Raw genomic sequence first — 24,682 nt, 5'->3', positions numbered from 1 at the left:
ATGGCCGCGCGCCGCCCTGGAGCGGTTGGCACGGTCGGCGATAACGCCGCCAGCTAGCAGCTAGCGCGGCGTCGCGGTTTTCCCATCGGACGCCGGCGTACTGACGGGTCCGTTCCCCGGGATAACGATGGGCATCGAAGCCGGATCTTCCGGCGCTGCCGGTAGAACGATAGGTGACAGATCGGGCGGCGGCGCCGGCTGCACGTATACCCCCAACAGCTTGCGCCGGCTGTCGTTGGACAACATGACGTTGTCGGAATCCACCAGCCTGATCAGGCGGCCATCGGCGCCGAATTGCAACAGCGTGGATTTGGTCCCATAGACAGCATCGGTGACCAGCGAGAACTTGTAGTCCCAGCGCGCCAGCATGGTGCCGTCGCTTTGCGCGAACTGCGCGGTGGGCGGCGCGTTGAAGGCACGCGTCGCCTCCATCATGGTCGATTGGCCCGGCACCAGCGAGGCAACGCCCTCGTCCGTGTAATAGCGGCCAGTCCCGAAGGAACAGGCTGCCAGCGACAGGGTGCCGGCCAGCGCACCCGCACAAGCCAGGGCGCGCGTCATGCCGCGCATGACAGAAAGAAGTCCGGGTTGAAGGCGGATGGCGGCCATGGCGTGTGGATGCTTAGAAGGATTCCCAATCGTCATCGCTGACGGTGGCGGTGGCCGCAGGCTTGCGCGGTGCCATGGCGGCAGCCGGAGCCGCCGCGGGGGCGCTGCGGGTGACCCGGGCAGCGGGCTTGGCAACGCCAGCCGGCTCCGCCGCGGACGTGGCACGGCGCGCGGTGCGAGCAGGCGTGCTGGTGGGCGCAGCCATCGTGGCGGCATTACCCGCGCCTGCATTATTCGTGGCCGCACTGCTGGACGCCGACGGCGCGGAGGCCGAAGCCGCCCTGGCCGGGGCTGCCGCCGGGCTCGAATTATCCAGGCGCAGCGGATCGGCCGTGACCACCGGCGTGGCAGGCTGCGCCGGGGATCGGGCAGCCGGTGCCGGCCGCGGCGCGGCCATGCGCGGCGCCATGGGGGCCGACAACTGCTGCGCGGCCACTTCGATGACCTGGCTTTGATTGATCTTGAACACGGCCACGGCTTCGGCCAGGCGCTGCGCCTGTTCCTGCAGCGAACCCGCCGCGGCGGCCGCCTCTTCCACCAGTGCCGCGTTCTGCTGCGTCACTTCGTCCATCTGCGACACGGCGCGGTTGACCTGATCGATACCGCTGGACTGTTCCTCGGACGCCGCCGAGATCTCGCCCATGATGTCCGTCACGCGGCGTACCGACGTCACGATTTCCTGCATCGTGGCACCGGCGCGCTCGACCTGTTGCGAACCCGCGCCAACCTTGGTCACGGAATCCTCGATCAGGCCCTTGATTTCCTTGGCCGCTTGCGCGCTGCGCTGCGCCAGCGAGCGCACTTCGCCCGCCACCACCGCGAAGCCCTTGCCCTGCTCACCGGCACGGGCCGCTTCCACTGCCGCATTCAGTGCCAGGATGTTGGTCTGGAAGGCAATGCCGTCGATCACGCTGACGATTTCCGAGATCTTGCGCGAGCTGGCCGAAATGCCCTGCATCGTGCTGACCACTTCGTTCACCGCCGAGCCGCCCCGTTCCGCCACGTCCGACGCGCTGGCCGCCAGCTGGTTGGCCTGGCGCGCATTGTCGGCGTTCTGCTTCACGGTCGAGGCCAATTGCTCCATCGACGCCGCGGTTTCTTCCAGCGAGGCCGCCTGCTGCTCGGTACGGCTGGACAGGTCGGTATTGCCCGCGGAGATTTCACGCGAGCCGACATTGATCTCTTCCACGCCACGGCGCACCGTGGACACCGTGCGGGTCAGGCTTTCCTGCATGCGCTTGACCGCGCCGTACAGCAGGCCGATTTCATTGGTGGACTGCACTTCCACGCGCTGGGTGAAGTCACCCGTGGCAATGCGGTCGAAATGCGCGCCGGCGTCATGCAGCGGGCGCAACAGCATGCGGCTGATGAACAGCCAGCAGCCGACAGCCAGCAACAGGGCGATGGCCACCATGACGATGGTCACGATCTGCGCGCGGGTGAAGTCGTCATGGCCCTGGCCCACCAGGACATCGGTGGACGAATCCATGGCGTCCCAGAATGCCTGGAACGCGCGATCCATGCCTTCGTTGGCCAGGCGGATGTCGTCAACGGTTCTGTCGAACGCGGCGAGGTCCTTACCCCGGATCGCATTTGCCTGTTGGTCCAGGACGGCGTTCATCTTGCGATAAGCCGCGTCGACCTCCGCGACCTGCTTGTCGACACCCGGCAGCTTGGGAGACTTGGCGTAGACCTCGTAGGATTTGGCGCCCGACGCACGGTACTTCACCATGTTGTCGACGCTCTTCATCGCGTCGTCCGCCTTGCCTTCGCGCAGCAGGTTGTAGCCGTTCCACAGGCTCAGGCGGCCACGCAGGGTCTTGCCGTAGGCGTTGTAAAGCTGTACCACCTGGTCGCTGTAGACCAGGTTCAGCTCGTCGGCCTTGGTGTTCATGGAGCGCAGGCCAAGCCAGCTGGTGCCGTTGGACACCAGCATGGCGACCAGGTACAGCGCCAGGACCAGGACGATGCTGGTCCGGATTTTCATATTCGAGAACATTCTGTCTTTCTATCCCGCCATTACGCCGCGTCCGGACGGGGGATCCCCGGCTCGCGGCGTGACGCTTTATTTATTCATGCTGAAGAGACTGACGCCCTGGATCGACTGGAACGCGGCCATCGAGGCCTGCAATGCCACGTTCTGCAGCGTCAGGGAGGAGTAAGCCGAGTAGTAATCGAGTCCGACGAGGTCCGACAGCACTTTGCTGTCCGTGAGCGCGCGCTGGTTGCCGGTGCTGGTAAGCGCGTCCAGTTCGTTCTGGCGCGCCCCGACCGAAGCCTGCACGGTCGACACGTTGTCCAGATTGATCGACAGCTTGCGCGCCGCCGTCGTCAGCGTGTTGCGCAGCGCAGCCGACGCCGTCGCATCGCTCTGCGAGGGAGCGGTCAGCGCCGTGATCAGCTGATCCATGGTGGCGAACACGTCCATGTCCGCGCCCTGAGACGGTTCCACCGTGAAGCTGTCGCCATCGGCCGGCGCGCCCGACAGCGTCATCGTCACGCCACCCATGTCGATGGTGTCGCCATCCTTGTATGCCGTGGGCGCCGACGTGGTCACGGTGCCCGTCTTGTCGGTGGTGGTGATGGTGTAGGTGGTGTCGCCCGTGGTGGCGTCGATGGCGAAATCGATCTTGAAGGACGAACCGGCGGCAGCGCCGCCCGTCTGCACGTTCGGGGCCAGGAAGGTGGCGGTACCGGTATTGGTCGAAGCCGCCGACGCGATATAGTCAGCATTGCCGGGGTTGGCGCGGTTGAAAATGTCCGAACCGATGTCGCCCGACGCCATCTGGCGCGCCTGGTCCACCTGGATGGTGCGCTGGCCCGTATCGCCGGCGTACGTGATGGCGCCGGTGGTCGGATCCTTCACATAGGCGGCGCTACCGCTCTGGTAACCGGAGAACATGTACTGGCCGCTGCCGTCGGTGCTGTTGGCCAGCGCGAACAGGGCGTCGCGCGAATTGGTCAGCACGGTGGCCAGCGTCTGGCGGTCGGTGTCGGACAAGGTGCCGTTACCGGCCTGTACCACCTTCTCCATCGCCGCCGTGATGTTGTTGACGATGGAATCCAGCGTATTGTCTTCGTTGCCCAGCGCCGTGTTCGCCACCGCGCGATTGGCGGCGTAGTTGCTGGTCATCGACTGGTTCTGGCTGGCGGTGATCGCCTGGCCAGCCGCCAGCGGATCGTCCGAAGGCGTAACGATCTTGCGGCCGCTGCTGAGCTGCTGCTGCAGGGTCAACAGGGAGGACTGACTGTTCAGAATGCCGTTCAGGCCGCTCTGATAAATCATCGAGGTGCTCAGACGCACGGTCATGCTATAGCTCCTGAATTTCTAGGCTGGCGTGTTCAATATGGGCTTACTGAATGCCCAACAGGGCCTGGAAGACCGTATTGGCGACGTCGATGATCTTGGCGGCAGCCTGGTATTGCTGCTGGAACATGCTCAGGCTGACGTATTCTTCGTTCAGGTTGACGCCCGAGACCGACTGCTGGTCGGTCTGGCGCTGGGCGATCACGGCTTGCTGGGCCTTGTCGTTGGCCTTGGCGGAGGCCGCCTGCTGGCCCACGGTGTTGACGATCTGCGAGTAGGCGTCGGTCACGCTCAGCGTACCGCCGCCCAGGGTCTTCTGGGTCTGCAGTTGCGCCATGGCCAGGGCATTGTTGCCGTTGGCGGAACCGGGGTTGGTGGCATCGGACGCGGCGATCTTGCTGGGATCGGTCTGCGCCACGGCCATCTGGCCGGCAGCGTCGCGCGTCGGGCTCAACACCCACTTGTCACCGTCGGCGGGCGTACCGCTGAGATTCAGGCTCAGTCCATCGAATTCCATGGGCGGCGTGGTGCCGTCGCCGGTGTAGACCTGCGTGCCGTCGGAACGGGTCACCGTGTAGGCGCCGCCCGTGTAGCTGATGGTGTAATCGTTGGCCGTCAGCGCATTGGTGTCGGTGTAATCGGCGGTGATGGCGCCGCTACCGGTGTTCTTGGCGTTTGCCAGCGCCTTGGGCGTACCCAGCGAGAACAAGGCCTCGCCGGCGTCGCCGTTCAGGTCGATGCCCTGCTCCTGCAGCGCGTTGAACGACGTGGCCAGGCCAACGGCCATCTGGCCCAGCTTGTTCTGCAGCGTGTCCAGCGATTGCGAGCGGAACTGCAGCAAACCGCCCAGGCTGCCCTGGGTGATGGCGGTGTCCTTCATTTCCACGGTGGTGGTGGCGCCGCCGGGGCCGGTAGGCACGCTGTAGGCGACCACGGTGCGCGACGGATCGGCGGCCGAGGCCACCGCGGACAGCTTGTATACCGTGGTGCCGGACAGCAGCGATTGGCCGCTGGACAGCGAGATATCCACCGCGTAGCCATTGGAGGCCGTCGAGGTGCGGATGCCGACCACCTGGCCCAGCTGCTGCACCAGCGCATCACGCTGGTCCATCAGGTCGTTGGGGGCATTGCCGGCGCCAGTGCTGACGGCCGCGACGATCTGCTTGTTCAGCGTATTGATGTTGTCCAGGTAGCTGTTGATCTGGTCCACCGAGGACGAGACCTGCGTGTTCAGGCCGGTACGCTGGGTCTGCAGGTCCGTGTAGGCGGAATTGATCTGGCTGACCAGGCTCTGGGCCTTACCGATCAGGTCCTGGCGGGTAGCGGCATCGGCGGGCGAGCTGGCGACCGCGTTCAGCGACGTGAAGAAATCAGCCAGCGCGGGCGAGATGCCGGTGGTGTCGTCGCCCAGCATGTTGTCGACCTGGGTCAACTGCGTCAACAGGGACGACGTGGCGCCGCCGGTACTCTGGGCCTGTACCAATTGGTTGTACAGGAAGCTGCTGTATTGGCGCTGCACGGTATCGACCATCACGCCACGGCCGTAGTAGCCCGTGCCCGTCGCGGTGGCACCGGCAGTCGACGTGATCACCTTCTGACGGCTATAGCCATCCGTACCGGAGTTGTCGATATTGTGACCGGTGACCGTCAGGCCGGCCTGCGAAGCGTTCAGGCCACTCAGGCCAAGGCTGAACAAACTCATGTCGTGATGCCTCTGCAAATTACCGTGCGAGTTCTCGGGATACCCGATTAACGGCAACGATCCGCAAAAATTTAGCGTTATCTATCGATTGATACTAATACTGGTACTGAGCGTCGCATCAGGCCTGCTAACAGGGTTCCAGCCCCGGATTCCAGCCTGGTATCGACACCGGTCGCTCAAATCTTGCCCCCGGCGGCGCCGGCCCGGCCGCCACGCAGTTGTCCCATGATGCCGATCAGCTTTTCCGCGTAACGGGGGTCGGTGGCGTAGCCCGCCGCCTGGATGCGGCGCGCCGCGTCCACTTCGTCGCGGGCCTGGGTCACCGCCTCGTAACGGGGGCTGCCGCCGATCAGCCGGGCGTAGTCGGCGAACGATTCGGCGTAGGAGTTGTAGGCTCGGAAAGGCTGCGGCAGCTTCTTCGCCACGCCGTCCTCGTATTCCGTGGTCATCACATTGACGACCTTGCCCTTCCACCCCTCACCGGCCTTGATACCGAACAGGTTGTAGCTGGTACGCCCGTCCTCGTAGCGGATCTCGCGCTTGCCCCAGCCGGATTCCAGGGCCGCCTGGCCCAGGATCAGGCGGGCCGGCACGCCGCTCATGCGTTCGGCGGCCTTGGCGGCGGAAGCCATCTGGGAAACGAACTGGACGACGTGCTCTGGCGCGCCTTCGGCCGCCGCCAGGGCGCGGTCCGACGGGCGGTTGCGATCCAGCACGCGCAGCAGGGCCGCCAGTTCCGGCGACAGGCTGCTGCCCGGACGGGGCGGCGCCATGTTGCCGCGCATGCCCGCCGCCATATCACCTTGTGAAGGATCGCCCGCATTGGCCTGGGCGGCGTCATCGACCACCGAACCGGGCGGCGGATCGACGTCACCGTTCTGCGCACGCATCTGGCGCAACAGCGACTGTGCCAGGCCGATGCCCGGCGTGGCCAGTTGCAGGGCCAGCTGTTCGTCGGCCATGGACTGCATCATGCGCGACTGCTCGGAATCGAACAGGCCGCTCTTCATGGTGGCCTCGCGCATGCGCTTGAGCATCATCTGCAGATAGATGGCCTCGAACTGCTTGGCCACCTCGGCCTGCTTGTCCGCGCTGTTCGGGTTGGTGCTGACGTCGCGCTTGAGCGCGCCCAGCGAACCGAAATCGAATATCGAGGATTGCGCCGAATCCAGCGTGGCGGTGCCGGACTGGATAGCCATGATCAGATGATCTCCAGCTCGGCACGCAGGGCGCCGGCGGTCTGCATGGCCTGCAGGATGGCGAGCAAATCTTGCGGCGTGGCGCCCAGCGCATTGAGCGCGCGCACCACGTCAGCCAGGTTGGCGCTGGTGCGCACCCGCTGCAGCGACCCGTTTTCCTGGCGCACATCGATCTGGGTATTCGGCACCACCACGGTCTGGCCGCCGCCGAAAGGCGTGTTCGGCTGGGAAACGGCATTGGTCTGGTTGACCACCACCGACAGATTGCCGTGCGCCACCGCGGCTTCCTCTATCATCACCGTGCGGTTCATGACCACGGAACCGGTACGGGCGTTGATGATCACCTTGGCCGCGGCCGGGGCGCGCGTTACCTGCAGGTTCTCCACCTGTGACAGGAAAGCCGCCTGCCCCGCCGGGTCCATGGGGCCTTGCAAGCGGATCACACGGCCGTCCACCACCGAAGCGGTGCCCTGGCCGAAGCGCTGGTTCAGGGCGGCCGACACGTTTTGCGTCGTGCCGAAATCCAGCTCGTTCATTTCCAGGAAAATATTGCCGTCGCGGGCGAAGGTGGTCGGCACGGCCCGTTCGACGATGGCGCCATTGCTGATACGCCCCCCATTGAGCTGGTTGATGGCGACGCTGGACCCGCCGGCCGACGCACCAGCACCGCCCACCACCAGGTTGCCCTGGGCAATGGCGTAGACCTGGCCGTCGGCGCCCTTCATGGGTGTCATCAGCAGCGTGCCGCCGCGCAGGCTCTTGGCGTTACCCATGGCGGACACCACCACGTCGGCCGTCTGGCCGGGTCGCGCGAACGCCGGCAGCGTCATGGTGACCATCACGGCCGCCACGTTCTTCAACTGCATATTGGTATTGGACGGTACCGTCACGCCCAGCTGCGACAACATATTGGTCAAGCTTTGCTGGGTGAACGGGGTCTGGCGCACCTGGTCGCCGGTGCCGTCCAGGCCGACTATCAGGCCGTAGCCGATCAGCTGGTTGCCGCGCACGCCCTGGATGGAGGACAGGTCCTTGAGGCGCTCGGCGTGGGCGGCGCCGGCCAGCATGGCACTGGCCACGCAGGCGCGCAACAGCACGGAGGCCAGGGCGGAGAAAGCGGTGGAGAGCTTCATATCAGAACGGGGATGCAATCAGGAAAAAGCGCTGCAGCCAGCCCATGGTCTGCACTTCATCCATGACGCCCTTGCTGCGGTACTCGATACGCGCATCGGCTACCCGCGTCGAGGACACGGTATTGGTACCGGTGATGGCGCGCGGATCGACCACGCCGGAAAACCGGATGTATTCGCTGCCGCGGTTGATGGCAATCTGCTTCTCGCCGGCGACCTGCAGGTTGCCGTTGGGCAACACGCCCACCACGGTGGTGGTCAACGTACCGGTAAAGGTGTTGTTGGCGCTGCTGTCGCCCGAACCCTTGGTGGCGTTGGCGCCGCTGGTGCTGGTGTCCAGCTTGGCGTTGAACCAGCTGCTGAGGAAGCCCGGCGAGGCGGCGATCGAGTTGTCCGTGGTCGAACTGCGATCGGTATTGGTCGCCACGTTCTTGGCGGCGGCCGTCTTTTCCTCCAGCACCACGGTAACGATATCGCCAACGTTGCGCGGACGGCGGTCCTCGAACAAGGGATAGTTGCCGTAAGCCGTGGGCTGGTAGATGGCGCCGTCCGGCGTCGGCGATATGGGCGCCGGTGGCGGCGGCGCGGCCGTCGTGGAACCCAGCACCACCGGCTCGGGCGGAATCAGGGAGCAGCCGGCCAACCACACTGTCGCCAGGGCGGAGAGGACGAGTCGCGACAGCGCGAAACGTAGCGGGCTGGAACGCATGAAGCCGGAAAGCATGGGGCGTGGGTTCACTGAAAAACGTCGGGTTGAAACAGGAATATCAGGGCAGCTGGAGCAGCGCTGGCGCTTTACAGCTGCGTCAGGCGCTGCAGCATCTGGTCGGAGGTCTGCACCGCCTTGGAGTTCATCTCGTAGGCACGTTGCGTGGTGATCATGTTGACCAGCTCTTCCGCCACATTGACGTTGGAGGTTTCCAGGTACTTCTGCTGCAGGGAGCCCAGGCCGTCGACCGTCGGGTTGCCGATGTTGGGGGGGCCCGACGAATCGGTTTCCAGGTACAGGTTGTCGCCCACGCTTTGCAAGCCGTTGGGGTTGATGAAGTTGGCCAACTGCAACTGGCCGACCTGCACGTTCACGCCGGGAGCGGCGGGCTGCGTCACCGACACCGTGCCGTCGTTGCCGATGGTCAGGGTCAGCGCGTTGTTGGGGATGTTGATCGGGGGCTGCACCACGTAGCCGCCGGCGGTGGTCAGCTGGCCGTTCTGGTCCCGTTGCAACGAACCATCGCGGGTGTACGCGTCGGTGCCGTCGGGCAACTGGATCTGCAGGAAGCCGGCACCCTGGATCGCCACGTCCAGGTCCTGGCCGGTGCTGGTCATGCCGCCCTGGGTGTGCAGGCGCTCGGTGGCCGCCACGCGCGTACCGGTGCCCAGTTGCAGGCCGGACGGCAGTTGGTTGGCGTCGCCGACCTGGGCGCCGGGCTGGCGTACCGTCTGGTACATCAGGTCCTGGAACACGGCGCGGCCACGCTTGAAGCCGGTGGTGTTGACGTTGGCCAGGTTGTTCGAAATGACGTCCATCGCGGTCTGCTGACCTTCGAGACCCGTCTTGGCGATCCAAAGCGAACGAAGCATGGTTTGTAACTCCTATTAACTAATAGACAGGATGCCGTTCGCGCGGTCTTCGTTGGTGTCCGCGTCCTTGACTACCTGCATCTGCATTTCGAAGCGCCGCGAGTTCTCGATCATTCCTACCATCGAGGACGCCGCGTTGGCGTTGCTGCCTTCCAGTACACCCGCGGTGACGCGCACCGTGGGGTCCACCGGCATGGCAGGCGCCGGCTGGCCATTGGCGGCGACGCGGCGGAACACGCCGTCATCGCCGTGCACCAGCGTGTTTTCGTCCGGCTTGACCAGCTTCAGCTGGCCCAGGTTGAGCACCGTGTTGGGCGGGTCGCCGGCACCGATGGCCGTTATCGTCCCGTCCGAACCGATGGTCAGCGTCGCCATATTGGGCACGTCGATCACGCCGTTCTGCTGCGACAGCACCGGAATACCCTGCGCCGTCTGCAGCTGGCCGTTGACCCCGACCTGCAGGTCGCCGGCGCGGGTATAGGCCTCGCCTTGGGGCGTCTGCACCGCCAGCCAGCCGCCCTCGGTGATGGCGATGTCCGTCGGGCTGCCCGTGGACTGCATCACACCCATCTGGAAGTCGCTGCGCGGCGTCGCCGCCACGGTGGACACCCGGGTGGGCAGGCTGGTGCCGTCGTTGACCGGCACCGAGCGATACATCGACATCTGCGCGCGGAAGCCCGTCGTATTGACGTTGGCCATGTTGTTCGACAGAACGGTCTGCTGCTCGGCGATCCGGGCAGCGCCGTTCATGGCGGTGTAGATGATGCGGTCCATGCTTAGGCGATCTGCAACAGGTTCTGCAGCACGTCGCTCTGGGTCTTGATGGTCTGCGTGTTGGCCTGGTAGGTGCGCTGCGCGACGATCATGTTGACCAGTTCCGAGCTGAGGTCGACGTTCGATTCTTCGATCGCCTGGCCGCGGATCAAGGCCATGCCGTTGGTGCCGGGCTGGCCCAGCTGGGCGCCGCCCGAATCGGCCGTTTCCGACCAGGCGTTGTCGCCCACCGGCTTCAGGCCCTGCACGTTGTTGAAGTTGGCCAGCACCACCGTGCCGACGTTCTGCGTCTGGCCGTTCGAGTAGCTGGCGATGATCGAGCCGTCGGTACCGAAGGAGATGGTGCTGAACTCACCCGAGGTGTAGCCGTTGGGCGTCTTGCTGGTGGTGAAGTCGCTGCCGTACTGGGTGGTGCCGGTGTAGTTGATGGCAACGGCCAGCGGATCGGCGGGCGAGGACGCGCCACCAGGATCGGCCAGGGAAGCGGTAATCGTGGCGGGATTCGTGGTCAGGCGGCCGGCGCTGTCGAAACGCAGCTCGGTGGCGCCGCCCCAGACAGCCGGCGTACCGGTCGCGGTGGTCGGGGCCATGGCGGCGCCGTCCAGCGTGTAGTACACGTCGTACACGCTTTCGCCGGTCGTCGTGTCGGACGCCTGCTTGACGAAGTACTGGGTCAGCTGGTGCGAGTTGCCCAGCGAATCGTACACCGTCATCGGCTGCGTGTCGGTGTAGGTCTCGGCGTTGGTCGGGTCGAACGGCGTGGCCGTGCTGTCGATCACGTCGGCGTTGGCGTTCAGGTTGGCGACGAAGCCGGAAGTGGTGGTTGCCTGCGGGGCGATGTTGGCCTGGGGCAAGGTCAGCGGGATCGGCGCGGTACCGATGCCGCCCGTGCCGTAACCGGTCAGGTTCTGGCCCTGGGCGTTGACGATGTTCAGGTTCTTGTCGATGGTGAACTGGCCGTTGCGGGTGTACAGGATGTTGCCGCTGCCGTCGACCGTGCGGAAGAAGCCGTTGGCGCCGTCGATGGCCATGTCGTACTGGCCGCCCGAGGAAATCGTGCCCACGGTGAAGCGCTGCTGCACGGCCGCCACTTTCACGCCCAGGCCGACGCGCGACGAGGCGTAGACGTCGGCAAACTGCACCGACGAGGCCTTGAAGCCCACCGTACCGGAGTTGGCGATATTGTTGCCGATGACGTCCAGATTCTGCGCGGCGGCGTTCAGGCCGCTAAGTCCTTGTCCGAAGCCCATGTCTTTCTCTCGCTATTCAAAAAATTCGGTGTATCGAAAAGCCGCCGCGACGCGGGCGGCAAGCGTTCAAAGCATCAACCCAAAACTTCGCGGATATCGAGCACGCTGAACTGGCCCAGCAGCCCCAGATCCAGACGCACACCATTGGTGGTGTAAGCCACGTTCTGCACCGTACCGGAGGCCAGCGCCGTCGCGGTAACCGCCGCACCCGTGCTGTCGGTGGCCGTCACGGCGATGGTGTACTGGCCGTCGGCCATGGCATTGCCGGAATCGTCCTTGCCGTCCCAGGTCGGCGTCAGGATGCCGGTGTCCTGGGCGCCCATGTCCACGGTGCGCACCACGCGGCCGGTCGAATCGCTGATGGTCATCTTGACGCTGGCGGCGTCGCCTTGCAGGTCGATGCCGATCGGGGTGCTCACGCGGGCGCCGGTGGCATCGGTATCGATGTTCACGGTGTTGCCCGGCACCAGCACCTTCTTGCCGATCATGGACACCGCCGACATCGACTGCGACACGTCGACCTGGCCGCTGATGGTGGACACCAGGGTCTTCAGGTCGGTAATGCCCTGCACCGTCGAGATCTGCGCCAGCTGGGAAGTCAGCTGCGAGTTGTCCATCGGGTTGAGCGGGTCCTGGTTGTTCAGCTGGGTCACCAGCAGCGTCAGGAACTGGTTCTGGATATCGGCCGCGCTGCTGGCAGTGGTGGCCGACGAACCCACCGAGTTGGAGGTCGACGACGTAGAGGAAGTGGACGAAACGGCCATGATCGGCTCCGGTTGGACTTACGCGGTAAGGGCCGCGTTATTGCCCGATGGTCAAGGTTTTCTGCATCAACGTCTTGGCGGTGTTCAACACCTCGACGTTGGCTTGGTAGGAGCGCGAGGCCGAGATCATGTTGACGGTCTCGGCCACGGGATCGACGTTGGGCATGTTCACGTAGCCATCGCGGTCCGCCAGGGGATTGCGGGGGTCGTACAGCCGCTTGAACGGCGCCTGGTCCTCGACCACGCCGGCCACGCGCACGCCGCCGACTTCCTGGCCGTAGGCCTGGCCGGCGGGCGGGTTCACCTGGAACACCACCTGGCGGGCGCGGTACGGCTGGCCGTCGGGTCCGACGGCGCTGTCGGCGTTGGCCAGGTTGCTGGCGGCCACGTTCATGCGCTGCGATTGCGCGCTCATGGCGGATCCGGCGATGTCGAAAATGCTCAGAAGAGGCATGTCTGTTCCCTAATGCTGCTGTTCTTTATTCGATACTGCTTGATGCACCGCGGTTCTTTATTCGCTGACCGCGCGCAGCATGTCCTTGATCTGCTGGTTCATCACCGACATGCTGCTCTGGTAGTGCAGCGCGTTGTCGGCGAACTGCACCCGCTCGGCGTTCATATCCACCGTGTTGCCGTCCAGGCTGGCCTGGTAGGGCTGGCGATAGAGCAGATCGACAGGACCGGCCTGGCTTGCGGCCTGGGCGGGAATGTGGCGCGGCGACGTCAGCGCCAGGCTGGTATCGGGCAGGCGCATGCGGGTATCCATGGCGTTCTGCATGGCCGAGGCGAAATCGAAATCGCGCGCCTTGTAGTTGGGCGTATCCGCGTTGGCGATGTTGGCCGACAGCACTTCCTGGCGATTCGCGCGCAAGCCGAGCGATTGCTGGAAGAACGACAGTTCCTGGCTAAGACGATCCATCTGGTGGCCGTTTCCTATAGAGTCTGCGGCGGTTCCGGACCGGGCGAGTGTTGCGCCCGCGGTACCGTTCCCCAAGCTGCACACACGCAGTGCCCGCTTTTCTGGGATGACCAGAATCATAGGTTCGCAACCTTGCGAACAATTTCGCAAATAACCCCTGATTTCTCAGCTAATTCGGGTATTGGTTTGGCCCAGGGCTTCCTACAATTCATCTACTTTGAAATACCGGGCCTGTCCCATGCCGCGTTTTCTCTCTCTTTTCCTCCTTGCCGCGTTGACCGCCCTGCCCCTGGCCGTGTCCGCGCAGGAAGCCACGCAACCCATGGCGCCGCAGGATCCGGCCGCCGTCATCAGCGTGGCCGACGACTATCTGCGGCAGCAACTTGCCAGCATCTCCACCAATCCGACCATCAAGTTCGACGAAATCCATACTGAAAGACTGCAAACCTGCGACGACCTCAGCGCTTTCATGTCGGCCGGCGCCCGGCCCCGCGCCCGCATGAGCGTGGGCGTGCGCTGTGCCGCGCCGCGCCCCTGGAGCGTGTACGTGCAGGCGTCCGTCAGCGCGCCGGGCCAGTATTTCGTGGCGGCGCGCAACATCAACGCAGGCGAACCGATCACGCCCGACGCGCTGGTGCCGCGCGATGGCGACCTGGTCAATCTGCCGCCCGGCGCGGTGACCGATGGCCAATCCATCATCGGCATGACCGCCAGCTATCGCATCGCCACCGGCCAGCCCATCAAGCTGGCCTCCCTGCGTAGTCCGGGGGCGATCCAGCGCGGCCAGTCCGTGCGGGTCAACGCCCACGGCCGTGGTTTTTCCGTCAGCACCGAGGGCGTGGCCATGGAAAGCGCCGCGCCCGGCTCCACCGTGCAGGTACGTACTGCCTCCGGCCAGGTCGTCAGCGGCATCGTCCAGAGGACCGGCAGCGTCGAAGTCCCCCTTTAAATCGTGTTACAACATTCCGAACACGCCCGGCACGGTACCCCTAAAGTTCGGGGGCGGCTTGCCGTTACAAGGACATCGACCGCCTCGACCCGTACGCGCGGTTCGCAGCCGCAGCACGGAGAAATATCGTGAAAATCAACGCTCCCACTACCCGCCCCACCCTGGGCACCGATTCCGCCCCGCAGCGCAGCTCGCTGGCCCAGGCCTATGGCGGCGCCGTCAGCAGCAGCATTGGTGGATCCTCCCAGGTTGCACTGAGCGACACCTCGCGCGCCCTGTCGGACCTGCAGGACGGCAAATCGGATATCGACACGGCACGCGTGGCCGAAATCAAGGCGGCGATCGCCTCCGGGCAATTGAAGATCGACGCCGGCAAGATCGCGGACGGCATCATCGCCAGCGCCCGCGAATTGGTGAAATAACCCTGGATACTTGAGGTTCCGGTATGGACTATGTGGTGCAGTTGCTCGACTGCCTGCGTGAAGAAGACGCGGTCATCATCGAATTCACCTCCCTGCTGGAGGACGAAAGCACCGCGCTGAGCGGACGCCAGTCCTTCGAGGCGCTGCAGGCCATCACCGACCGCAAGAATGAATTCGCCGCCCGCCTGGGGGGCCTGAGCCATCGCCGCGATACGCTGCTGGACGAACTGGGCCTGCCCGCCGCGCACGAAGGCACCGACCTGGCCGTCGCCCAATACAGTGGACACCCCGAACTGGCCGAGGCCTGGCAGACCTTGCTGGCCCATTCGGCCAAGGCGGCCGCCATCAATGAACGCAATGGTTCGCTGATCGACATGCATCTGCGGCATACCGAGGATGCGCTGGAAACGCTGCGTGGCGTGGGCGCGGGCGCGGCCGGGAATCTCTACACGTCGCAAGGACGTTCCGGAGCGGCGGGGGCCTTGCGCAAGGCATACGTAGCGCGTTGATTCTTCCGCCACGACTTGAATGAGAAAAAAGCCCGCGACAGTAAATTGTCGCGGGCTTTTTGTTATTCGAGGCTGAAGCGTTTATTGCCCGATGAGCGTGGAGCGGGAAGGCCTAGCCGCGGCCTGAAATCTCCCCTTTGCACCATCCAAAGAAAAATAAGCCCGCAACAAATTTATTTGTTGCGGGCTTTTATCCCTTTCAAATCAAAGATTTTCTACGCAGAGAGCCTGCGTCAACCCGCCATTTCCACCATCGCGAAAAAGCGCAGCAAGGCCGGCGGGACCAGGCGGGCGGGCAGCTTGCGTTCCGGGCCCATCAGGTTCTGCAGCAGGCGCCGCATCACCGCGGCATTCGGCGCATGCGCCAGCTGCCAGCAGGCCGCGCCCAGCTGGCCAGCCATCAAGGCCTGGCGCTGCAAGGCATCGTCACCAGTGCCCGCACCCGCCAAAGGCTGCCAGGCGTGGACCATATAACGGAAGGCAGACTTGGCCTGGTCGTTCAACACCAGCCAGCGCGCCACCGCGGCCGCGTCGGCCTGCGTCACGCTGACATTGGTCAAGCCGTACAGCACCGACACTACCTTGCCGGCGGGATCGATCAGCTTGGCGCATACCAGACGCATCAGCCCGCCGTCGGTACCGCGCGCGGCCAGGCCTACTTCCGTGCCCGCCGCCCACAGCCGCAACGCCACCGGCTTGTCGTCCTTCATCACGGTCAGGCCCGGCATGTCGCCCGCCTGCCCTACCGGCACATAGCCCAGGGACTTGGCCACCGCCTGCAGGATGGTGGGGGTTTCTTCCTGCATCACGCGCAACGCGCCGGTGCAGCGCGACAGCCAGGCATGGCCCTGCTCGGACAGCGTGGCCCACAGCGCGGCGGTGCCGGCGTCGATCACGTGCACGACCGGCAGGTGCGGCAAGGCGGCACCTAGCCATTGGACCCGCCCCGCCAAGGCGTCGGCGGGACTGGCGTTCGCCAGCGCGGCGGCGCCAGCGGTTTCATACGTCGTGACGGCCCCATGCTGCATGACCAGCTGGTGCGCCGGCGCCGCCAGGGCCGCGCCCCGGTCGCTCATCAGCAGCGCCGCGTGGAGTTGGCCGCCGGGCAGGCCATCGCCGCGCAAGGGGGCCTTGCCATGGATGGCCAGCAAATGACGCTGGCAGGTCGCCGAAAACTCGCTGCGCGCCATCTCCATCGGCTTGGACCACAGGGCCTCCGTTGGCAAGGGCCGGGCCCCGCCGAATTCGCGCCAACCCAGGCGCGCCTGCACGCAGGCCGGATCGGTGTTCATCCATGCCAGCGCGGCGTCCATTTCCCCTTCGTCATCGGCACGCTTGCCCAGGGGCTGGGCCACGGCGGCCGCCAGCAACTGGCGGCGCCGGACCGGATCGGCCAGTTCGCCGCCGGCGGCTTCACGCGAAGCCGACCACAGCGCGGCCAGGTCCGATTCGCTGGGCGTATAGAGCGCCGGCCGCTTCAGGCAGGCAAAGGCGCCGTCGACCAGCTCGGCAGCCTGCGGCACTTCCATGTGTTCGGGCACCCGTTGGCCGCGCGACACGTAATGGATAGGCAGGCGATGGCGGATGGCGGTGTCCAGGGTGGCCGCATAGCGCGAGGCCTCGTCCACCTTGGTGATGATGCAGCCCCGGATGGGTTGGTCACCGACATTGCGATAGGCCTGCGCCACCTCGTCCAGGGTATCGCCCTGGCTCGCCGCATTGAGCACCAGCAGGCGCTGCACCGGCCGGCCGGCGCCATTGAGCATGGCGGCCTGTTCGGCCACATGGCGATCGCGCTGGCTGATGCCGGTGGTGTCGATGAGGATGATCTTGCGATGTCCCAGTTCCGCCAGGGTGCCGCGCAGTTCGTCGACGTCGCGCACCGAGCGGGTGGGCACGCCCATCAGGCGGCCGTAGATCTGCAGTTGCTCGTGCGCGCCGATACGGAAATTGTCGGTGGTCAGCATGGCCACCTGGTCGCGGCCCACGCGGGCCACGCAGCGGGCAGCCAGCTTGGCCAGCGTGGTGGTCTTGCCCACGCCCGTCGGGCCGACCAGGGCGAACACCCCGCCCGCGCCCAGCAGGTCGTCTTCGTTGCCCAGCACCGGCAGGTGGGCAATCAGCTCGTCGCGCGCCCAGCCCAGGGCTTGCGCCGCGGTGAATTGACGCGGCAGGCGGTCCATCAGGGCCCGCACCAGGGCGGCGCTGAAGCCGGCTTCCAGCAGTGTGCGGAACAGTGTGGCGACGACCGGTTCGGCGCGCAGGCCCTTGCTCCAGAGCAGGCCGTCGATGCGGTTTTCCAGGGTGCCGCGCAGGGTTTCCAGCGCCAGCCGCCACTCTTGCGCCGCTGCCGGCGACTGCTCGGCGTCGGGCTGCGGGGCGTCCTCTTCCACCACCGACAAGGCGCTGTCGGTCATGGCGTTATAGGCCACGCCGGCGCGCTGGCCGGGTGTCAGGGCGTTGGCGTTGAAAGGCTCGGGCGTTGCCAGCGACGGGGCAGCGGGAATGTCGGCCGCCTTGGGTGCGGGCTGTTCCGCCGGCATGTCGGCGATATCGACATAGCGCGCCGCCATCCGGCTCGGATGCGCTCCCGGCTGCGGCATGGGCGCCGCCATGGGCTGGGCCGGGGCGGCGTACGAAGACGGTTCGGCGGGTGCGGCGTAGGACGCTGGCCGGGACGGCGGATAGTCCGGCGGCTGCGCCGGCCGCTGGGCGGCCGGGCGCGACGGCGTATAGGTATAGCCGTCCGAATCGTCGGCCACGTCGAAGTCATCAGCGTCGTAAGTCGTGGCACGGGCGCCCACCACGGGCTTCGGTGCCGGGTAGCCGGCGCGCCCGGGCGACACGTGAGCGGCCGCTGCCTCGTACGCGGCAGGCCGCGACGAGACGTAGGCCTCCGGCGTCACATAGGCAGCGGGCCGGGACGATGCGTAGGACGGCCGGTTGGCGCGGTCGTCTTCGGTGTTGCTGGCCACTTCCTGCAGCGCGGGTTCGGGCCGGCGCAGGCGGCCGTTCTCGTCCAGCGCCGACGGGTCGGTGGCCATGACTTCGATGCCGCCATCGACGCTGCGGCTGGAAATGATCAAGGCGTCAGGCCCCAAGGCCTGGCGGACCTGCCGCATCACTTCACGGTTGGTCGGGGCAAAGAATCGCAAGATGTTCAAGCCGAGCTCCCGCCTATCAGCGCGGTCACGCGCACGATACGCTCATCGGGAATTTCTGTATTGGCCAGCACGCCGAGTTGCGGCAGATGATGGCGCAGGAAGCGCGAGAGGGACGAACGCAGCAGCGGCGACACCACCAGCACCGGGGCATTGCCCAGCGCCTCCTGGCGTTGCACGGCCGCCTGCGCCTCGCGCAGTACGTTTTCGGCCAGGCCCGGCTCCAGCACGCCGCTGGTGGAAATCGCCTGCGACAGCACGCGCTCCAGCTTGACGTCCAGGCCGATGACGCGGATTTCGCCGTCGCCCGGGAACCACTGCTGCGTGATCGCGCGGCCCAGGGCACGCCGCGACAACGCAATCAGTTCGCCCACGTCGGGCTGGCCACCCGCCGTGGCTGCCTGCGCCGACAGGCGCGGGGCATGTTCGGAAATGGTATCGATGATGGAACGCATGTCGCGGATCGGCACTTCCTCGGCCAGCAGGCCTTGCAGCGTCTTCTGCAGGATGGTGAGCGACAGCGTCTTCGGCACCAGGTCCTCGACCAGCTTGGGCGCGTCCTTGCCGATGCGGTCCAGCAACTGCTGCACTTCCTGGCGGCCCAGCAGCAGCGAACCGTGGCGGTGCATCAGGTGATTCAGGTGCGTGGCCACCACGGTGCTGGCGTCCACCACCGTATAACCGGCGATCTGCGCCTGGTCACGCATGGAAGCCTCGATCCACACCGCCGGCAGGCCGAAGGCCGGATCGGTGGTAGCCGTGCCCTTGAGCTTCAAGGTGACGCCGCCCGGGTCGATGGCCAGCCACTGGCCCGGCATGGCAACGCCGCGGCCCACTTCCACGCCGGAAAGCTGGATCACATAATCGTTGGGCTTCAATTCCAGGTTGTCGCGGATGTGCACCACCGGCGGCAGGAAGCCCACGTCCTGCGCGAATTTCTTGCGCAGGCTGCGGATACGGTGCAGCAGCTCGCCGTTCTGGGCGTGGTCGACCAGGGGAATCAGGCGATAGCCCACTTCCAGGCCCAGCTGGTCCACCATCGACACGTCTTCCCAGCTGGCTTCGGCGGCAGCCGCCTTGGCCTGGGTCTGGCCCGGATTGGGTTTGGACGCGGCCGCTGCCTGCGCCCGCATGTCCCGGCGCACCATGTAGTAGGCCGAACCGCCAAGGATGGCGGCCAGCGACAGGAAGGCGATGTGCGGCATATTGGGAATCAAGCCCATGATGCCGATGATGGCCGCCGTCAGGAACAGCACGCGGGGGTTGGAGAACAACTGCCCCATGATCTGCTGGCCGACGTCCTGGTCGTTGGCCACGCGCGACACCACCACACCGGCGGCCGTCGAGATGACCAGCGCCGGGATCTGCGCGACCAGGCCGTCACCGATGGTCAGCAGCGTGTAGACACGGCCGGCTTCGCCCACCGACAGGTCATGCTGGGCCACGCCCACCAGCAGGCCGCCGATGACGTTGATCACCATGATCAGCAGGCCGGCCACGGCGTCACCGCGCACGAACTTGCTGGCACCGTCCATGGAGCCGTAGAAGTCGGCTTCCTGCGACACTTCGGCGCGCCGCTTGCGCGCTTCGTCCTCGCGGATCAGGCCGGCGTTCAGGTCGGCGTCGATGGCCATCTGCTTGCCGGGCATGGCGTCCAGGGTGAAACGCGCGCCCACTTCGGCGATACGGCCGGCACCCTTGGTGATGACGATGAAGTTGATGATCGTCAGGATGATGAAGACGATGATACCGATGGCGAAGTTGCCGCCCACCAGGAAGTGGCCGAAGGCTTCGATCACCTTGCCGGCGGCGTCCGGGCCGGAGTGGCCGTGCATCAGCACGACGCGGGTGGAAGCCACGTTCAGCGACAGGCGCAGCAGGGTGGCGAACAGCAGTACCGACGGGAAGGCGGCGAAGTCCAGCGGCTTGCGCGTGAACATGGCCACCAGCAGGATCATGATGGCCAGCGAAATATTGAACGTGAACAGCAGGTCCAGGATGAATGCCGGCAAGGGCAGGATCATCATGCCCAGCACGAGGACGATCAACAATGGACCAGCCAGCAGGCGCGCCTGGGCAGCGCCGTTGGCCTTGAACATGGCGAGCAATTCGCTCATTTACTTAGACTCCTTCGGCCGCGGCTTGCGCCTGCGGGTCGAGCTTGGACGGCACCGGCAGATCGGTGGGAGGCGAAGGCTGCACCCAGCCCGGTCGCCAGGCGCGCAACTGGAACACCCAGGCCAGCACTTCGGCCACGGCCGTGTACAGTGCCACCGGGATTTCCTTGCCCACTTCCACATGTTTGTACAGCGCCCGCGCCAGCGGGGGGGCTTCCAGCGTGGGCACGCGGTTTTCCTTGGCGATTTCGCGGATATGGGCGGCGATCAGCCCGGTACCCTTGGCGATCACGCGGGGGGCGGACGACAGGTCGCCTTCGATGTATTTCAGCGCCACCGCGTAATGGGTGGGGTTGGTGACCACGACATCCGCGCCGGGCACCGCGGCCATCATGCGGCGGCTGGCAGCCTGGCGCTGCTGCTGGCGCATGCGCGCCTTGAGCAACGGGTCGCCTTCGCTTTCCTTGAATTCCTTCTTGACGTCTTCCTTGCTCATGCGCAGCTTCTTCATGTGGCTGAAGATCTGCCAGGGCACGTCGGCCAGGACCAGCAGGATCATGGACGCGATGATGAGTGCGGCGCAGGTGGCGACGATCTTGAGCATGCCGATCAGGCCGACCACGGGCGTGGTGTGCATGAGCGCGATCATTTCGTCGTGATGGCGCCAGATGGCCACCGCGCCGATGCCGCCGACGATACCCGCCTTCAGCAGGGTCTTGCCCAGCTCGACCAGGGTGTTCCAGGAGAATATGCGGCCGAACCCGGCGATCGGATCCAGCTTGCCCAGGTTCACTTCCAGGGGCTTGTTGGACCACACCAGGCCGCCGATGGCCAGTTGCGCGGCTACGGACACCACGGCGACCACCAGGAAGAACGGGGCCAGCATGAGCATGGCCTCGCCCACGCTTTGCAGCGCGGTGGAGATCATGACGGTGGTGTCGCGGGGGATGCGGGAGTCGAAACCCAGGCCGTTGTGCAGGATGCCCGAGATGCTGCGAAACAGCAGCGGTGCGCCCAGCCACAGGTACGCCAGCCCCGCCACCAGCACGGCGAACGTGCCAAGCTCGCGCGAACGCGGCACCTGCCCCTCTTCACGCGCCTTTTCCAGGCGCCTGGGAGAGGCGGCTTCGGTCTTTTCGAGGTCGCTTTCTTCTGCCATGCGGGGGGTGGGTCATGCGGCGGCCATTCCGGGTCTGGGAGCCGCTGACAGGCATTGTAGAAAACGTATGGTGCGCGCGAATGGCAGATAAAAAGGGGGAAATCGGCGTTGTTCGCGCTTGGCCGAGTTCCCCTCCCCAGCCTTAGAAGCCCAGGCTGGCCAGGAGATCGTCCACCTGGTCCTGGCTGGTGACGACGTCGACCTTGCCTTCCGGGTTGACCTGCGGGCCGTTCAACAGGGAATTGGCTTCGTCCCGCTTCTCGGTCGGCACGCTGTCCAGCAGCACCTGCAGCAATTCGCGTTCGATCGCGCCCACCACGTCCATCATGCGGACGATGACCTGCCCGGTCAGATCCTGGAAATCCTGCGCCATCATGATTTCCATCAGCTTGGATTGCGTGATCTGGGTCTGGCCCGGCACGCCCTGCAGGTAGGCGCGGGTGTCCTTCACCAGTTCGCGCGCCTGCGGCATGTCCAGGGGCTGGTCGAACCACTCGTTCCAGCGCGAATCCAGCTGCTTGGCATTGCGGGCAAGATCTTCCTGCACCGGCTGGGCGGCGTCCACGGCATTGAGCACGCGGTTGGCGGCCTGCTCCGTCATCTGCGCCACGTAGCGCAGACGGTCGCGGGCGTCAGGAATGGCCTGAGCGGCATCCTTGATGGCCTGGTCCAGTCCCAGCTCACGCATGCTGTCGCGCAACATACGCGTCAGCGAGGCGATGCGGTGGATCAGATCGGTGGGATCGCCAGTACCAGCTCCGGCTTCCGTTTGCGTGGTTTCCGTGCTTTCCATGGCAACCTCAACCAGCGATCTTCTCGAAGATCTTGTTCAACTTCTCTTCCAACGTGGCCGCGGTGAAGGGCTTGACCACGTAGCCGTTGGCGCCCGCTTGCGCCGCCGCCACGATGTTCTCCTTCTTCGCTTCCGCCGTCACCATCAGCACCGGCAGCTTGGACAGGTTGGGATCGGCGCGGATCTGCTGCAACATGGACAGGCCGTCCAGGTTGGGCATGTTCCAGTCCGACACGACGAACTGGAAACCGCCATTGCGCAGCTTGTCCAAGGCGACAGCGCCGTCCTCGGCCTCATCGACGTTCTCGAAACCCAATTCCTTCAACAGGTTGCGGACGATCCGACGCATCGTCGGGAAGTCGTCCACCACCAGGATCTTCAAACTTTTGTCAACCATCATAGACTCCAAGAAATGCTTGTGCCCTGTGAACTCGCACGCATCGCGTCAGACGCGATGGCCGCGGTCGCCCACATTGGCAAGGATACGTTCGCTCATTGCGCCCAGCGCAACCACTTCATCCGCCGCGCCCAGGGCTATCGCCTCGCGCGGCATGCCGAACACGACACAACTGGCTTCGTCCTGAGCCAGGGTGCGCGCGCCGGCGCGTTTCATTTCAAGCAGGCCGACAGCACCATCCTTGCCCATGCCGGTCAGGATGACGCCGATGGCGTTGCGGCCGGCAGCCGCGGCTGCCGAATGAAACAGTACATCGACCGACGGCCGATGCCGGTTCACCGGATCGGACGGATCGAGTTCGATCACGTAGTTTGCCCCACTGCGGCCCAGGCGCATATGCATTTCGCCACCGGGCGCCAGATAGACGTGTCCAGGCAACACCCGTTCGCCATGCGTGGCTTCGCGCACGGTCACGCTGCACAAGGCATCGAGCCGCTGCGCGAACGAGCGCGTGAAACCGGCCGGCATGTGCTGCGTGATCAGGATCGCGGGACTATCGGCCGGCAGCGGCTGCAGGACATGGCGGATCGCTTCGGTGCCACCCGTGGAGGCGCCGATGATGACCAGTTTCTCCGAGCTGGACAAGGGCGAACGCAGGATCTGCGGCACGGGCCGGGGCGTGTTGGCATGCGGCACTTGAGGCACGCGCGCCTTGGCGGCGGCGCGGATCTTGTCGGCGATCAGCTCGGTATATTCGAGCAGGCCGTCGCGGATCCCCAACTTCGGCTTGGTGACGAAGTCGATCGCGCCCAGCTCCAGGGCGCGCAAGGTGATTTCCGAACCGCGCTCGGTCAGCGACGACACCATCAGCACCGGCATGGGTCGCAAGCGCATCAGCTTCTCAAGGAAATCCAGGCCGTCCATGCGCGGCATTTCCACGTCCAGCGTCAGGACGTCAGGATTATGTTTCTTGATCAGATCGCGCGCGACCAAGGGATCGGGGGCCGTGGCAACCACGGTCATGTCCGGCTGGCTATTGATGATCTCCGTCATCAAGCCGCGCACCAGCGCTGAATCGTCCACGCACAATACGTTGATTTTCTTTTGCATCTTTGTGTCGTTCCTGGCTTTATTTCCTACGACCGGCCCAGGCATTCATACACCGTCTGTCCGCGCAGGCGAAAATCCCGGCTGATATAGGTGAAATTCTCGGAGTGGCCGGCAAACAACAAACCGCCCGGCTTGAGCAGCGGGACGAAACGCTCCAGGATGCGCGCCTGGGTCGGCTTGTCGAAATAGATCATGACGTTGCGGCAGAAGATCGCGTCGAACTTCTCCTGGATGGGCCACGTCGGCGCCAGCAGGTTGAGCGTGTCGTAGCGCACCAGCGACGCGATCTCGGGACGCACGCGCGCCTGCCCCGCGGCCGGCCCCTTGCCCTTCAGGAAGAAGCGGCGCAGGCGCGCGTCTTCGATCTTGGCCACGCGCTCATAGGGGTAGACGGCGCTGCGCGCCTTCTGTAATACATTGGTGTCGATATCGGTGGCGTACACGCTGGCATTGGCCAGCGACCGGCTGCTCAAGGTCTCGGCCAGCGTGATGGCGATCGAATACGGTTCTTCGCCGGTCGACGCCGCGCAACACCACACCGACACGGGGTCGGGCCGCGTGGCGACGAACTTCGACAGGATGGGGAAGTGGTGCGACTCGCGGAAGAAAGCCGTCAGGTTGGTGGTCAGGGCGTTGACGAAGTCTTCCCACTCCGGGTCGCCCACCTCCTGTTCCAACTGATCCAGGTAGCTGGCAAAGTCGTTGCGGCCCAATACCCGCAGGCGCCGCGCCAACCGGCTGTAGACCATCTCGCGCTTGTGCTCGCCCAGCGAGATCCCCGCCCGCGCATGGATCATGCGCCGCACGCGCGAGAAGTCGGCATCGCGAAA

Annotated in this window: 23 protein-coding genes; 3 read left to right on the top strand and 20 right to left on the bottom strand. The window is 65.4% G+C overall.

The window, feature by feature from the left end; genetic code table 11:
- Positions 1-60: 60 nt before the first annotated feature.
- The 13 genes from CEY05_RS00610 to flgB all read right to left on the bottom strand — a co-directional run bounded on the left by CEY05_RS00610 (position 61) and on the right by flgB (position 13,235).
- Positions 61-609, bottom strand: a complete 549-nt coding sequence (locus tag CEY05_RS00610) for a hypothetical protein (protein WP_088607511.1) — start codon at positions 607-609, stop codon at positions 61-63.
- Between the two features lie 13 nt (positions 610-622).
- Positions 623-2,608 (bottom strand): methyl-accepting chemotaxis protein, encoded by a 1,986-nt coding sequence (locus CEY05_RS00605; RefSeq protein WP_088595463.1) that lies wholly within the window; start codon positions 2,606-2,608, stop codon positions 623-625.
- A gap of 66 nt (positions 2,609-2,674) precedes the next feature.
- Complete coding sequence (flgL, locus tag CEY05_RS00600; RefSeq protein ID WP_369825861.1) at positions 2,675-3,919, bottom strand: flagellar hook-associated protein FlgL; 1,245 nt, start codon at positions 3,917-3,919, stop codon at positions 2,675-2,677.
- Between the two features lie 43 nt (positions 3,920-3,962).
- Positions 3,963-5,618, bottom strand: a complete 1,656-nt coding sequence (gene flgK, locus CEY05_RS00595; RefSeq protein ID WP_088595462.1) for a flagellar hook-associated protein FlgK — start codon at positions 5,616-5,618, stop codon at positions 3,963-3,965.
- A gap of 176 nt (positions 5,619-5,794) precedes the next feature.
- Entirely contained in the window at positions 5,795-6,817 is a 1,023-nt protein-coding gene (gene flgJ / locus CEY05_RS00590; RefSeq protein ID WP_088595461.1) for a flagellar assembly peptidoglycan hydrolase FlgJ, read from the bottom strand.
- Positions 6,818-6,819: 2 nt separating this feature from the next.
- Positions 6,820-7,950 (bottom strand): flagellar basal body P-ring protein FlgI, encoded by a 1,131-nt coding sequence (locus CEY05_RS00585; RefSeq protein ID WP_088595460.1) that lies wholly within the window; start codon positions 7,948-7,950, stop codon positions 6,820-6,822.
- A 1-nt stretch (position 7,951) separates the two neighbouring features.
- A complete protein-coding gene (locus CEY05_RS00580) occupies positions 7,952-8,671 on the bottom strand; it encodes a flagellar basal body L-ring protein FlgH (protein WP_233161294.1) in 720 nt (239 codons plus the stop codon).
- 71 nt (positions 8,672-8,742) lie between these two features.
- Positions 8,743-9,528: a flagellar basal-body rod protein FlgG gene (flgG, locus tag CEY05_RS00575; protein WP_088595459.1), complete on the bottom strand. Its 786-nt coding sequence runs from the start codon at positions 9,526-9,528 to the stop codon at positions 8,743-8,745.
- Positions 9,529-9,543: 15 nt separating this feature from the next.
- Complete coding sequence (locus tag CEY05_RS00570; RefSeq protein ID WP_088595458.1) at positions 9,544-10,302, bottom strand: flagellar basal body rod protein FlgF; 759 nt, start codon at positions 10,300-10,302, stop codon at positions 9,544-9,546.
- A 2-nt stretch (positions 10,303-10,304) separates the two neighbouring features.
- Positions 10,305-11,552: a flagellar hook protein FlgE gene (gene flgE, locus CEY05_RS00565; protein ID WP_088595457.1), complete on the bottom strand. Its 1,248-nt coding sequence runs from the start codon at positions 11,550-11,552 to the stop codon at positions 10,305-10,307.
- 74 nt (positions 11,553-11,626) lie between these two features.
- The gene (locus CEY05_RS00560) at positions 11,627-12,316 is read right to left on the bottom strand and encodes a flagellar hook capping FlgD N-terminal domain-containing protein (protein ID WP_088595456.1); all 690 of its coding nucleotides are present in this window, start codon (positions 12,314-12,316) and stop codon (positions 11,627-11,629) included.
- Positions 12,317-12,353: 37 nt separating this feature from the next.
- A complete protein-coding gene (flgC, locus tag CEY05_RS00555) occupies positions 12,354-12,770 on the bottom strand; it encodes a flagellar basal body rod protein FlgC (protein ID WP_088595455.1) in 417 nt (138 codons plus the stop codon).
- Positions 12,771-12,827: 57 nt separating this feature from the next.
- A complete protein-coding gene (gene flgB / locus CEY05_RS00550) occupies positions 12,828-13,235 on the bottom strand; it encodes a flagellar basal body rod protein FlgB (RefSeq protein WP_088595454.1) in 408 nt (135 codons plus the stop codon).
- Positions 13,236-13,473: 238 nt separating this feature from the next.
- Here flgB and flgA point away from each other — a divergent pair, with 238 nt between their 5' ends.
- The 3 genes from flgA to CEY05_RS00535 all read left to right on the top strand — a co-directional run bounded on the left by flgA (position 13,474) and on the right by CEY05_RS00535 (position 15,115).
- Positions 13,474-14,184, top strand: a complete 711-nt coding sequence (flgA, locus tag CEY05_RS00545; RefSeq protein ID WP_088595453.1) for a flagellar basal body P-ring formation chaperone FlgA — start codon at positions 13,474-13,476, stop codon at positions 14,182-14,184.
- A gap of 128 nt (positions 14,185-14,312) precedes the next feature.
- A complete protein-coding gene (gene flgM / locus CEY05_RS00540) occupies positions 14,313-14,606 on the top strand; it encodes a flagellar biosynthesis anti-sigma factor FlgM (protein ID WP_088595452.1) in 294 nt (97 codons plus the stop codon).
- A 23-nt stretch (positions 14,607-14,629) separates the two neighbouring features.
- Positions 14,630-15,115, top strand: a complete 486-nt coding sequence (locus CEY05_RS00535; protein ID WP_088595451.1) for a flagella synthesis protein FlgN — start codon at positions 14,630-14,632, stop codon at positions 15,113-15,115.
- Positions 15,116-15,348: 233 nt separating this feature from the next.
- Here the strand turns inward: CEY05_RS00535 and flhF are convergent, their stop codons facing one another.
- From flhF to CEY05_RS00500, 7 genes are all read right to left on the bottom strand, one after another.
- The gene (gene flhF / locus CEY05_RS00530) at positions 15,349-18,279 is read right to left on the bottom strand and encodes a flagellar biosynthesis protein FlhF (RefSeq protein ID WP_233161293.1); all 2,931 of its coding nucleotides are present in this window, start codon (positions 18,277-18,279) and stop codon (positions 15,349-15,351) included.
- Complete coding sequence (gene flhA, locus CEY05_RS00525) at positions 18,276-20,393, bottom strand: flagellar biosynthesis protein FlhA (protein WP_088595450.1); 2,118 nt, start codon at positions 20,391-20,393, stop codon at positions 18,276-18,278. Before flhA ends, flhF begins: the two co-directional genes overlap by 4 nt.
- Before the next feature lie 4 nt (positions 20,394-20,397).
- Positions 20,398-21,552 carry a flagellar biosynthesis protein FlhB gene (flhB, locus tag CEY05_RS00520; protein ID WP_088595449.1) on the bottom strand — a complete coding sequence of 385 codons (1,155 nt, stop codon included), beginning with the start codon at positions 21,550-21,552 and terminating at the stop codon, positions 20,398-20,400.
- Between the two features lie 142 nt (positions 21,553-21,694).
- Entirely contained in the window at positions 21,695-22,345 is a 651-nt protein-coding gene (cheZ, locus tag CEY05_RS00515) for a protein phosphatase CheZ (RefSeq protein ID WP_088595448.1), read from the bottom strand.
- A gap of 7 nt (positions 22,346-22,352) precedes the next feature.
- Positions 22,353-22,742 (bottom strand): chemotaxis response regulator CheY, encoded by a 390-nt coding sequence (gene cheY / locus CEY05_RS00510; RefSeq protein ID WP_088595447.1) that lies wholly within the window; start codon positions 22,740-22,742, stop codon positions 22,353-22,355.
- 48 nt (positions 22,743-22,790) lie between these two features.
- On the bottom strand, positions 22,791-23,852 hold the full coding sequence (locus CEY05_RS00505) for a chemotaxis response regulator protein-glutamate methylesterase (RefSeq protein WP_088595446.1): 1,062 nt from the start codon (positions 23,850-23,852) through the stop codon (positions 22,791-22,793).
- 26 nt (positions 23,853-23,878) lie between these two features.
- Positions 23,879-24,649 (bottom strand): CheR family methyltransferase, encoded by a 771-nt coding sequence (locus CEY05_RS00500; protein ID WP_369825883.1) that lies wholly within the window; start codon positions 24,647-24,649, stop codon positions 23,879-23,881.
- Positions 24,650-24,682 lie beyond the last annotated feature (33 nt).

The sequence above is a fragment of the Achromobacter sp. HZ34 genome, assembly GCF_002209485.1.
GTDB lineage: Bacteria > Pseudomonadota > Gammaproteobacteria > Burkholderiales > Burkholderiaceae_B > Bordetella_C.
This window is presented reverse-complemented; position numbering and strand designations above follow the sequence as displayed.